Origin of the sequence: Clostridium cuniculi (assembly GCF_004353185.1) — a bacterium.
In the GTDB taxonomy this organism is placed as follows: Bacteria; Bacillota; Clostridia; order Clostridiales; family Clostridiaceae; genus Clostridium; species Clostridium cuniculi.
Genome location: NZ_SMUS01000012.1, coordinates 1 through 12,479, shown reverse-complemented (window position 1 = coordinate 12,479; position 12,479 = coordinate 1). Strand labels below are relative to the sequence as shown.

13 protein-coding genes are annotated in these 12,479 nt (G+C 25.1%); 8 read left to right on the top strand and 5 right to left on the bottom strand.

Annotated elements, in window-relative coordinates; genetic code table 11:
- Positions 1 to 208: 208 nt before the first annotated feature.
- A complete protein-coding gene (locus tag EJJ37_RS07810) occupies positions 209 to 790 on the bottom strand; it encodes a hypothetical protein (RefSeq protein ID WP_133015044.1) in 582 nt (193 codons plus the stop codon).
- 258 nt (positions 791 to 1,048) lie between these two features.
- Between EJJ37_RS07810 and EJJ37_RS07805 the strand changes: the two genes are divergently transcribed.
- Positions 1,049 to 1,963 carry a DUF2935 domain-containing protein gene (locus EJJ37_RS07805; RefSeq protein WP_133015043.1) on the top strand — a complete coding sequence of 305 codons (915 nt, stop codon included), beginning with the start codon at positions 1,049 to 1,051 and terminating at the stop codon, positions 1,961 to 1,963.
- A gap of 78 nt (positions 1,964 to 2,041) precedes the next feature.
- On the opposite strand, the gene EJJ37_RS07800 is transcribed toward EJJ37_RS07805, so the two are convergent.
- Positions 2,042 to 3,253: an MFS transporter gene (locus EJJ37_RS07800; protein WP_133015042.1), complete on the bottom strand. Its 1,212-nt coding sequence runs from the start codon at positions 3,251 to 3,253 to the stop codon at positions 2,042 to 2,044.
- A gap of 205 nt (positions 3,254 to 3,458) precedes the next feature.
- Here EJJ37_RS07800 and EJJ37_RS07795 point away from each other — a divergent pair, with 205 nt between their 5' ends.
- On the top strand, positions 3,459 to 4,274 hold the full coding sequence (locus EJJ37_RS07795; protein WP_133015041.1) for an alpha/beta fold hydrolase: 816 nt from the start codon (positions 3,459 to 3,461) through the stop codon (positions 4,272 to 4,274).
- A 138-nt stretch (positions 4,275 to 4,412) separates the two neighbouring features.
- Here EJJ37_RS07795 and EJJ37_RS07790 read toward each other — a convergent pair whose 3' ends face one another.
- Positions 4,413 to 4,907: an HdeD family acid-resistance protein gene (locus EJJ37_RS07790; RefSeq protein WP_133015040.1), complete on the bottom strand. Its 495-nt coding sequence runs from the start codon at positions 4,905 to 4,907 to the stop codon at positions 4,413 to 4,415.
- A 171-nt stretch (positions 4,908 to 5,078) separates the two neighbouring features.
- Here EJJ37_RS07790 and EJJ37_RS07785 point away from each other — a divergent pair, with 171 nt between their 5' ends.
- The 4 genes from EJJ37_RS07785 (at position 5,079) to EJJ37_RS07765 (ending at position 9,025) form a co-directional block, all read left to right on the top strand.
- Positions 5,079 to 5,696 carry a zinc-ribbon domain containing protein gene (locus tag EJJ37_RS07785; protein ID WP_133015039.1) on the top strand — a complete coding sequence of 206 codons (618 nt, stop codon included), beginning with the start codon at positions 5,079 to 5,081 and terminating at the stop codon, positions 5,694 to 5,696.
- 340 nt (positions 5,697 to 6,036) lie between these two features.
- The gene (locus tag EJJ37_RS07775; protein ID WP_133015038.1) at positions 6,037 to 6,807 is read left to right on the top strand and encodes a formate/nitrite transporter family protein; all 771 of its coding nucleotides are present in this window, start codon (positions 6,037 to 6,039) and stop codon (positions 6,805 to 6,807) included.
- A 124-nt stretch (positions 6,808 to 6,931) separates the two neighbouring features.
- Positions 6,932 to 7,552, top strand: coding sequence for a superoxide dismutase (locus EJJ37_RS07770; protein ID WP_133015037.1), 621 nt, complete (start codon positions 6,932 to 6,934; stop codon positions 7,550 to 7,552).
- A gap of 198 nt (positions 7,553 to 7,750) precedes the next feature.
- On the top strand, positions 7,751 to 9,025 hold the full coding sequence (locus tag EJJ37_RS07765) for an HAD hydrolase family protein (RefSeq protein ID WP_133015036.1): 1,275 nt from the start codon (positions 7,751 to 7,753) through the stop codon (positions 9,023 to 9,025).
- Positions 9,026 to 9,073: 48 nt separating this feature from the next.
- Here EJJ37_RS07765 and EJJ37_RS07760 read toward each other — a convergent pair whose 3' ends face one another.
- Positions 9,074 to 9,511, bottom strand: coding sequence for a hypothetical protein (locus tag EJJ37_RS07760; RefSeq protein WP_133015035.1), 438 nt, complete (start codon positions 9,509 to 9,511; stop codon positions 9,074 to 9,076).
- 192 nt (positions 9,512 to 9,703) lie between these two features.
- Between EJJ37_RS07760 and EJJ37_RS07755 the strand changes: the two genes are divergently transcribed.
- Together EJJ37_RS07755 and EJJ37_RS07750 are read left to right on the top strand one after the other, a co-directional pair.
- A complete protein-coding gene (locus EJJ37_RS07755) occupies positions 9,704 to 10,039 on the top strand; it encodes a hypothetical protein (RefSeq protein ID WP_133015034.1) in 336 nt (111 codons plus the stop codon).
- A 314-nt stretch (positions 10,040 to 10,353) separates the two neighbouring features.
- A complete protein-coding gene (locus EJJ37_RS07750; RefSeq protein WP_226891491.1) occupies positions 10,354 to 10,989 on the top strand; it encodes a CAP domain-containing protein in 636 nt (211 codons plus the stop codon).
- Between the two features lie 52 nt (positions 10,990 to 11,041).
- Here the strand turns inward: EJJ37_RS07750 and EJJ37_RS07745 are convergent, their stop codons facing one another.
- Positions 11,042 to 12,268, bottom strand: a complete 1,227-nt coding sequence (locus tag EJJ37_RS07745) for a helix-turn-helix transcriptional regulator (protein ID WP_133015032.1) — start codon at positions 12,266 to 12,268, stop codon at positions 11,042 to 11,044.
- Positions 12,269 to 12,479 lie beyond the last annotated feature (211 nt).

The following is a 12,479-nucleotide window of genomic DNA, read 5'->3' as shown; positions in this document are numbered from 1 at the left end:
TATTTTAGAATAATTACATAAGTAATGTTTTAATTTCTATTATAATTTTATATAATCAGAAATAAATTGTTAAAATATATGTGTAAGATCTTGGGGATTAAGAGAAAGAGTTGTATTAGAGTTAATATTAAATCTGATACAACTCCTCTTTTAAAATCTATAAATCACAAAATAATCAAATTTATTTTATGAAAATTTTACTTTAAACTTAATAACAATTTACACTTTTAGGTTTATCACAGTTTGGAAGTTTAAACTTACCTGTAAAAACTACTGCGCAGTTAGGTTTACATTGAGTTTCACATCTGTTAGCCATTAAATTCTCTACAGTTACACAACTACAGCTTTTTAATTTTAACTCTAAAAATGCACAAGCTTCAATAGCAGCTTCATAGCTACATACATTACAAACAACCTTGTCTACAGGCACTACACATGCGCAAGATATCTTTATAGGACAATCTGTTTCAGCAGTACTGCATTGATTTTTTTCCTTAGTAACAATTGCATTTACGATAAATGGAATAGAACCTACAATTCTTATATCAAATCTTTTACAACAACTTGGACCTTCAGAGCATTTAGGTTCAATCTTACAAAATAAATTATCTAAATCATATAGAATTGTAGGTTTAGGCATTGCAGCAAGTTTAAAGTTATTTGGTAAATTTGCAGCACAGCAAAAATCAACAGTATTATTAGGTTTGCTTGGTGGACGAGTAGCTGAAGCAGTATCAACAGCAATTAAATCCATGCATGAATCATTTAATATTTCAAAGTTATTTTCCATAATTAATTCTCCCTTTGTTAATTACTTATTTAAACTTTCGTTTATAGTATATATATATGAAATAGTATAAAAAATGTTCCAACAGTTCTAATAATATGTAAATATATTTATAAATATAATTTAATAGTTTTGTAGCTATACTCTTATAGTTTTTAATTGAATTTAAATATTAATTATATAGAAGTATAAATTCATATAAAGTAAGAACATAATTCTTTAAAAAGGAGTATAATATAGAAAAATTAAATGGAGGAAACTATGATAAGTAAAGAAGAATATATTACTTCATCTCTAGAATTACATCTTTTTTTTGGACGAATTATGAAGGAACATTCATTATTTTTAGAGGCGGGATTTACACCGAAAAATACAAAACTCTCTAAAGAGGCAGAACATTATAAAGTAAGTTTTGAAAAGCTTTTATTAGATACAGTTAAATTGAGTAATGGAAGGATTAGAGAATCAGTAATAGATTCTGGAGAAATTTTTACAGAGTATACATTAGAAGCAGAGAAGAAGACAAAATACTATACAGGAATAGATATTAATCATAAAATAACACGGATGGAAGAAACTTTAGATTGTAAAACTATCAATAGTATTGATAGTAAGATAGTGAATAGTGTAAAGAATTTAAATATTAGAGCTATAAAATTATTAGACTGCCTAATAGATTTTAAAATGAGAATTTTAGATGGTATGTTATGTTGTAAATTATTTACTGTGAATTACCCATTACTTATAGAACATATAATACGGGAGGGTAAATTATATCGTTCATATATAAAGGAGCTTGAATTAAATAAAGATATAAATAAAGAAAATATTAAGAAAACTGAGCTATTTTGGGATCGAATTATGATGGAGCATTCTTTTTTTATTAGAGGATTACTTGACCCTAGTGAAAATGAATTAATAAGTACTTCAAATAAATTTGCAAATGAGTTTAGTGAATTAATTCAAAAGGCTGATGATGCTACTGAGCTCACAATGCCTAGCGTTACAAGTGACACATTAATGGAAACTATTAAGTTAAGAGATTTTAAGCAAGCAGGTACAAAGGGGATAGTTGACTGTAAGATAAAATCTATAATACTACCACTACTTGCTGACCATGTATTAAGAGAAGCTAATCATTATATACGATTACTAAATGAGTGTAAAGATGTGTAATAATTTTAATAAGAAGAGTTAGTGTAAAAACTAACTCTTCTTATTAATAAAAAACTTAAATATGAATAAATATTCATATTATTTAACTGACTTAATAAATAATGCATAGCATATTACATTTAGAACAAAATATATTATCCAAGCAGCTGGGTATCCATATGATGTATCAGCAATAATACCTGATAAAAATGGGCCTATTGATGCTCCTATAGTATTAAACATACTAGAGATACCAAATATTACGGAGTAATTTTCATTGGAAAATATCTTGCTTACACCAATTGATGGCCAAACTGAAGCCATACACATTGTCATTCCATATAATATTATAAATAGATATACAAAGATACTTGTTTTTGAAAGCAATAAGAATATTATACTTGCACAAGTAATGATGCCAAAGAGAGTTAATATATTTTTAAGTTTAAATTTATCAAATAAAAATCCTCCAATAATATTTGTAAATACACCTATTAGTGCTAAAATAGATCCCATATTTGCATTAAAACTAAGAGGATAGCCCAAAAAAGATAAATATGTTTGATAATGCTGTTTGATTCCAGCAAAGCTTATTCCAAACAAAAAAAGTCCAATAGAAAAATACCAAAAGCTTGTAGAAGCGGAAATCGTGCTAAAATTTAAAGATTTTTTATTTGATGAAGCATCTTTATTATTTTCAACAAGTTCTTTTGATTTTTTGTAGGATTGTAGTGGTCTTTTGGCAATAAATAAGCTTATAGTAAGAGAGAATACAAGAACAATACTACCTAATAATAGATATACAATCTTATAACTATGTGTTTCTAAAATTTTAGAAACTAATTGCATCCAGAAAAAAGTACCTGTACCTATCCCAGCAAAAACTATACCCATAACAGAACCTTTTTTTTCAGGTTCAAACCAATCTGAAATCATTGTTGATATTGGAATTGTAGTTAATCCACATATGCCAATAGAGACTATTATTCCTATTCCATAAAATTGGAATATGCTATTAGCAAAACCATATAGTATAAATCCTACACCAGCAAGAATAGAGCTTATTGACATTATGATCTTTATATTAATTTTATTAAGTAAAGTACCAACTAGAGGCGAAAATATAGAGATAGTTATTGCATTTATTGTGAATAAAAAAGAATATTCACTTAAAGAAAAATTATTTGCTATAGTAATTGGAGCTATAAGTATAGTGCTTACACTATTAATTATACTAAAGGATGTAGCCATTAATATAAAACTTGATATTGCAATTACATATTTATAGTTACTAGTATTATTTTTGTTCATAAATATTATCCTTTCTAAAAATACTATTAAATTATAAATTTAGATTTCCCTAGTAATCTTAAAAGATGTAAATATAGTTCATATTTAAAGAATAAATTTATTTAAAAATCAGTTCGTATTATTTGTAGAATCTTTGTTTCATAAGAACAATTAAATATTTTTTAGAATAATCTATAATAAATATTTAATTTAATGGAGTAAAAGAATGGGATATTATGTTAAGGGTGAATCAAATGTAAAAATATATGTAGAAGATCTTAATGAAAAAGCAGATAAGACTATTGTTTTTTTACATGGATGGCCAGGAAGCCATGATTTATTTGAATATCAATATGATTATTTAATTGACAAAGGATATAGGTGTATTGGAATAGATCAAAGGGGATTTGGAAGTTCTGATAGACCGGTATGTGGATATGATTATGATACATTAAGTGATGATATAAAGACAGTAGTAGATACATTATGTTTAGATAATTTTATATTATTAGGGCATTCTACAGGAGGTGCTATAGCTATAAGATATATGGCAAGACATAAGGGCAAAGGAGTAGATAAGCTAATTCTTTGTGGAGCAGCTGCTCCAAGTCTTATTAAGCGTTCATATTTTCCATATGGAATAAGTAGAAAGGCTGTTGAAGAAATAATAGAGGGAACATATAGTGATAGGCCTAAGATGTTAAGAAATTTTGGAGATATGTTTTTTTACAAAAAAGTTAGTAAACCTTTTATGGAATGGTTTTTTCAACTAGGACTACAAGCTGCTGGATGGTCAACAGCAAAAATTGCACAAACTTGGTTAGATGAAGAATCTTTATTTGATGATATGAAAAAAATAAAGGTTGAAACTTTAATTATACATGGTATTCATGATAAAGTTTGTTTATTTCCTTTAGCAGAAGAGCAGAAAAAACTAATAAAGAACAGTAAATTAGTGAAATTTTTAAATAGCGGGCATGCTACCTTTTATGATGAAAGAGATAAGTTTAATAAGGAGATAACCAAGTTTATTGATGAATGAATTGTTAAAATTATAAAGAAATAAAAAGTTATTGAAAATAACATATTAAACTATTTATAATATATTATATAGAAAATTATTAGAGTAAATATAAAAAGTGCTTTATCAAAATATGATAAAACACTTTTTATAATATATCTAAATTTTAAAGCCTAAATATATTTCACATACTGCTGAAATTATAAAGAAAGTACCTATAATATAAGGTGTTGTCAATACCGTGATTAAAGGATTAAATAATATTAATAATCCTAAAATAAATAAAAGAAGAATATAAACAGTGTGAAAATTAAAACCTAAATTTTTATATTTAATTGCCATTATAAATAAGTAAATTCCTCTAATAATTACCCATGCACCAAAGAATAGAGCAAGGCTATTAATTGTTGCTATAGGGGAGAAACATAAAAGTAAACCGAATAAAATTGAAATTATACCATTTACTATTAAAAAAACATTATTAGCAGAAGTAAGAGATCTAATAATACTAAATATACCAGCAAGAATTATTAACACTCCACAAATATTAATAAAACTTGCTAAAGTACTAAAAGGATTTATAAAGAATAATACGCCTATTATTCCAAATAATATTCCTTCAATAATGAATAGATACTCTAAAAATTTTTTCAAAAATATCACCACCTAAATAGATTTAATAAAGAGATATACATTTAGTTTGTGATAAATTTATAATATTATAAATTTATTAAAGAACTTTTTTAGATTATATGATAACATATTAATTATATTTTAAAGTTAAATAATTTTATAATATTAAAATAAGCTAATGGGAGGTTAAAAGTGATAAAAAGAAAGTGTAAGCAATGTGGTAAAGAATTTGTATTATCGGATTCAGAGATTAAATTCTTTAATGATAAAAATTTAGAACTACCTAAAAGATGTAGTGAATGTAGAAAGGAAAATAAAAACAATAATAAAGAATATAACATAGAGAATAGTAAAAGTGAAAAGATAAATAATAATAAAGATAATATCCATAAGGATTATAAAAGTGACAGCAAGAAAAAAACATTTAGAAATATTATAGCTGCAGGATTAGTTCTTATAGTTTTACTTTTGGGTAAATTATTTAATATAGATATTAATTGGCAAGAAATTAGGACAAACTTTGGAACCCAAGAAAACAATGTTTCACTAGAGTTCCGTAATGAAATATTGTGGGAAGATCATTTCGAGAAACATGGAAGTGAATTTGGTTATAAATCAAAAGAAGAATATCTAAAAGGTGCTAATGAAGTTATTAATTCATCTACTTCAAAACATAAAACAGAAGCAGAAGATGGTGATGAGATATACTATGATGAGGAAAAAAATGAGATAGTATTTGTATCAACAGATGGATATATTAGAACATATTTTAAGCCTAATGATGGAATAAACTATTATAATAGGCAGTAATAAAATTATATAATAATAAAAATATCTCCTATAACTTGTTTATTATAGGAGATATTTTTATTATATTATTTAAAAACATAGAATGATAAAATAATATCAATATTAAGGGCGGAATAGAGAATTAGAGTTATAAGAAATAGTGAGATATATTTAAAAAATTTTTAAAATCACAATATATAGAGAAAAATTAATACAAAAAGGAATGAAAATGTAAAAGTATAAGTAAAAATTACTAAAAATAATAGAATTTCGTGATTTTAATCACTGTATATTTTTTATAAAGAATATATAATAACCTTATAAATTGTTATTTAAATAACAATGATATAGGGGGAATAATATGTTTAATGAAGAAATTAATAAAGTTGCAGTAGCAGCTAAAGCAAAAAGTGATTTATTAAAAAATAATAAGTTAGGATATTTTGTTTCAGCAATGTTAGCAGGAATTTTTGTAGGTATGGCCATAATGCTTATATTTACAATTGGAGGATTGTTAACAGCGGCATCATCTCCAGCAACTAAGATTGTTATGGGAATTGCATTTGGTGGAGCTTTAAGTTTAGTTGTTTTTGCAGGTTCAGAATTATTTACTGGAAATAATTTTATAATGGCAGTAGGCTCATTAAATAAAAGCTTATCTTGGATAGATACTATAAAAGTATGGATAGTTAGTTTTATTGGTAACTTAGTTGGATCAATATTAGCAGGATATATGTTTTATTTAACAGGACTTGCAAAAGGGCCAGTTGGAGAATTTATAGCAAATACTTCAGCTACGAAAATGAGTTTACCAGTTCAAGAATTATTCTTTAGAGGGTTATTCTGTAATATGCTAGTTTGCTTAGCTGTATGGTGTACTTTTAGATGTAAAGATGATGTTTCAAAATTAATAATGATATTCTGGTGTCTATTTATATTTATTACAGCTGGATTTGAACATAGTGTTGCTAATATGACATTACTTACAATTGGACTTTTATCTCCAGGCACAGCAGCTGTAAGTATTGCAGGTTATGCATATAATATAGGAATCGTAACTTTAGGAAATATGATTGGTGGAATATTCTTTGTTGCAGTACCTTATTATTTAATATCAAGAAAAAATAAATAATGTTATTATTATGAGAGTTAGTACAAATACTAGCTCTTTTTTTTATATATTTAAAAAAATAATAATATTTATGAATATAAAAATCATAAATAAAATATTAGTAAAATAAGAAGGAGGAGAGTGTATGAAATATGATAAGTGGCCATTACAATATAAATATAAGGATTTAGAGCCTTATATTGATACAGAAACAGTATGTATACATTATACAAAGCATTTACAAGGATATGTAGATAAGCTAAATAAAGTCCTTGAGGGATATGAAAAATTTACTGAAGGAAAAACATTAGAAGAAATACTTTATAATGTTGAAAAAGTTCCTAAAGAAATAAGAAAGGATGTAATTAATCAAGGAGGAGGTGTAGCTAATCATAATTTATATTTTTCTATTTTATCACAAAGACCTAAGAAATATCCAAGTGGTAAGTTATCAATGGAAATTAATAAGAAATATGGTAATATAGAAAATTTAAAAGATGAAATATCAAAGAGAGCCATAAATCAATTTGGATCAGGATATTCGTGGCTCGTAGTTAATGAAAAGGGTGAGCTTGATGTAATTTCAACATCAAATCAAGATTCACCATTAATTTTTAAGATGAAGCCCATATTAACAATTGATGTATGGGAGCATGCATATTATTTAAAATATAAAAATTTGAGAGCTAATTATGTAAAAAATATTTGGAATATACTAGATTGGTCAAAAGTTGAAGAAAATTATCTGCGAGAGTGTTCTAAGTAAAAATTGAAGCATGTGGATATTCAAATAGTGGCAATATAATGTATTGTCACTATTTGTAGTAGAGAAGTAAATGTAGAAGAAGTATTTACTATTGTTAACCATACATAAGACTTTTATTGCATAAAATAATTGATGATGATATATTAACTTTGTGTTAAATTATAATTTAATAAAATAAAAAAGATATGGAGGATATTAATGAGGTTTAAATCAGCAGCACTTCCACCAATAGGAATGCGTATTATTAAATCATCAGTTGGGGTACTGTTAGGATTTATTATTTATTTACTTAGAGGAAGACAAGGGGCACCATTTTATACTGCATTGTCAGTTTTATGGTGTATGCAACCATATTCTAGTAATGCAAAGGCGAATGCAATACAAAGAACTATAGGAACTATGATAGGAGCATTTTATGGGTTATTAATGATATTAATAGAGTATTATTTCTTACCATTTGAAAATGATTTTATTAGGTATGTAATAATATCAATATTAATAATACCTGTTATATATACAACGGTAATAATAAATAAAAAAAATTCATCATATTTTTCTTGTGTAGTTTTTTTAAGTATAGTTGTTAACCATCTTACTGATAGAAATCCGTATTTCTTTGTTTTTAATAGAGTTATAGATACAATGATTGGTATAATTTTAGCTTTAATAATAAATACTGCAAGAATTCCTAGAAAGAAAAGAGATAACATATTATTTGTTTCTGAACTAGATAAAGTTTTATTAAATATGAATGATACACTAACGCCTTATAGTAAAATTGAGCTAAATAAGATGTTAGATGATGGACTTAAATTTACTATTGCAACCATGAGAACCCCAGCTGCACTGTTAGAAGCCTTAAAGGATATTAGAATAAAACTTCCTGTTATTGCTATGGATGGAGCTATATTATTTGATGTAAAAGATAATAGATATCTAAAAGTATATGAGATGACACATTCAGAGACAAAAGAGTTTTTACAGTTATTTAAAAAGAATAATTTTCATTGTTTTGTTAATGTAGTAGTTGAAGATTCCGTAATGATTTATTATGGTGATTTTAAAAATTCTGCAGAAAAAAGAATTTATAATGCTCTTAGATCATCTCCTTATAGAAATTATATTAAAGAAGAGTTGCCAGAAAGATATGGAGCAGTTTATTTGATGCTAATAGATAAAAATGATAAGATAAAAAATTTATACTTAGAAATGGAGAAGCTTAAATATACAGAGAAGTTTAAAATTTTAAAATATAGTTCTGATGATTTTCCAGGATATTCTTATATAAAAATATATAATAAGCAAGCAATTAAAGAGAATATGATTAATTATATTAAAGAACTAACTAAATCTGATAACATAATAACTTTTGAAAGTATTGAAGAAGGAAAAAATTTAAAGGTAAATAAAAACGAATCTAATGAAATAGTTAAAAAGCTAAAAAGAATATATGAACCTTATTTTTGGAGATAAACATAATGTCTTACTTTTTTTTGAAAAGTAAGACATTATGTTTATCTTTTAATGTTTATGACCACTTCCAGCGCCAGTTTTAGCTTTTATTTCATGTAAATTTAAATCACCATCATGTTCTTCAATAACATCTTTAATTTTATCGCTTTTATAAGTTTTATTAAATATATTTACTTCTTTTTCAGTTTCTACGTCATTATCATTAGGATGATGATGTTTATGACCACTTCCAGCACCAGTTTTAGCTTTTATTTCATGTAAATTTAAATTGCCATCATGTTCGTTAATAACATTTGTTATTTTATGGCTTTTATGAATTGGATCAGAATCACTTATTTCTTTTGCAGTTTCTACATGATGATTATTAGGGGTATGATGTTTATATCCATTTCCAGCACCTGTTCTAGCTTTTATTTCATGTAGATTAAGATCTTCGTCACTTTGGTGAATTACTTCTTTAATTTTTTGGCTTTTGTGCTTTTTCATTTTAACCTCCTATAAGATAAGAATAAAAATATACTTTCTATTATTGTTTTATGTTAATTATAAATAATGATACATTGTTATTATTACCATTTTATAATTAAAATAAAAAAATATTGTTAGTATTATTTAAAAAATAATTGAATATATATTAATAATGTAAAGGTATACAAGAGGATTTAGGAGGGATAATTTATGAGAATAAAAATTAAATCACTTTTGGCTGTAAAGGATACAGATATAGCTAAAAAAATAGAAAACAATAAATTTTTCAGAGTAAATCATATAATAGTAAACACTGATTCTGAAAGCTTAAAAAACTATGGAGAAGAATCAGATATATTAAGATGTTTAAAACAATGTATAAAGGATAATGGGAACACAATAGATTATAATGAAATAAGTGAATTAATCAATTCTAGTAATATAATAGGAAATAATTTCTGGAATGAGAATGAATTTGAAGGTATATGCAGATTTGAGTATAGAGATTATTTTGATTTTTCAGAGTGTAAGTTCAATTACGTGTAAAATAAAAGAATTAAATAAAAATCGACTAAAGATATGATATATTTATGATAAAATTAATTAATATATTATTATAAAAGTACCATATCAACAGGTCGACTTTTTATAAAATTATGAGATAAATTAGTATCATTATTTAACCATATATGATAATTGTTTTTTTTACAGGATATATAATATATTTTAACCAACAATCTACTATTATAAAATTTAAATTGTTGTGTTATTATCAAGTGGACAAGTTGTTAAAGACGTAAAAGTACATAACGACTAAAAATGAATTATGGATAATAGTTCAAATTATAGGAGGAATGGAAATGAAATCGAAAATAATTTCATTAGTATTATTAGGAAGTATATTTGTTGGTGGGGTGCAAGCGAATGCAGCTACAATTGATAGTAGTAATAACGCTAGAAGAGTAACTGTATCTAGACCTAATAGACCAAGTAGACCGGTAAATGGATCTACTTCAACAGTAACAAAACCATCAACTGGAGAAAGTACAGACAATAATAGTACTGTAGATAATAATGCAACTGTTAATGAGAAATTTATGGCAGAAGTTGAACAAGCTATATATAATAAAGTAAATGAAGAAAGAGCAAAGGCTGGAGTTCCAGCATTAAGTTATAATACAACTATGGAGAAGTATGCGAGAATTAAATCTCAAGATATGGGGGATAAAAATTATTTTAGTCATACAGATCTAAATGGTAATTATATAACTACACAGATGAAGGCTGATGGAGTTACATATAATGCGTGGGGAGAAAATATTGCATACATAGGTGGAATTACTGACCCAACAGCATTAGCAAATCAATTTATGACAAACTGGATGAACTCTGAAGGGCATAAGAAAAATATATTATCTACGAATTTTGATAGTATAGGTGTAGGTGTATATAAAATAGGAAATAAGGTATATGCAACACAAGAGTTTTATAAATAGAATTAGATTTACATAAAAATAGAGAGGGTGTCGTTGGACAACCTCTCTATTTTTATAAAAACAAAGCATCTTTATAGCGTCTATTAATTATATAATAATCTTTTAATAAAGTGGTAAAAACCTTTTTTAGCTCTACTAACTTTTTAATGTTATTAATGATTTTAATTAATATTTCTTCCCAATGAGGGTTTTTAATATAATTATCATCACTAATAAATATATTAAATAATTCATAAATTAAAATTGACAACTCTGAGCTAACATGTTGTAATGTATATTCAGTATTTAAATGATTAATAATAGCATTTAAGGATGTTTTATCTCCTAATGAAAAATAAATTAAAGATTTAATAATAGTATCTGGAATTATTATGCGGTGATCTATTAAACCTGTATTATAATTTAAGTATTCTAATGACTTTTCATAATCATTTAATCTATAATAAGACCAGGATAAAATAGAATTAATATGCTCAATAAAATAGATATTTTTAAATTTTTTAGCCATATTTAAGGAAATTTCCAAATAATGAATAGCATCACTATAATTATCTAACATGAAATAAACTTCTGCTAATTTTTCATAAGTATCCATGATACTTATTATATTTCCTTCAGCAACATATAAATTTAATGCTTTTTGAATTGAATCATAAGCTTTTATAGGGTTATTTTCTATTCTGTAAGAATATGATAACCAAAAATAACAATGTCCACTTTCTTTATAGCTTAAGGCTTCTTGAAGTAAAGTTTTTCCTAATTGTTTATTATCAGATAATAGTAATATGTCAATTGCAGCATAAAAATTATATATAAATTTTTGTTTATTTGATAGCAAATGAAATGACGATAAAATAAGATTTTTAGAATCTTCGAACTTATCTCTAGAAGAGGTAGAAGAATATCGTGCAAGCTTTGCTAACAGATAGTCAATAATTAAGGGAGAAGCTATATATTTATCTTCCTCTTTTTCTAGTATATCAAACAACTTATTTGTATAATCAAATTCATTAAAGTTTAGACTATTAAAAAAATCTTTTAAATAGCGTGTACCTTTATTTATAAAGTCTGGAGAATCATTAAACTCAAGGCCAAGTCTATTAAAAATTATAGATAAGACATCCTCGCTAGGCAATAATTCACCATTTTCAATACGACTTAAATATGATGGTACACATATCCCCTTTGATAATTGTTTTTGACTAATATTATTATTTATTCTATTAAATTTTATTATTGATCCAATTATTTTTTTATTATTATTGTAGATATCAATCATATATTAACCTTTAATTAACCCTTTCATATTATACCCATACATTAAATATTATTAATAATAACAAAAAACATAAATTATATCAAATGACAATATAATATATTAGAAAGAAAAAGTTAAATGATTACAATAAGATATTCTTAAAATAATATATAATAATATTTATATACAGTAAATTATTAAGAAAATAAAATATTTTTTTAATAAGTAATAA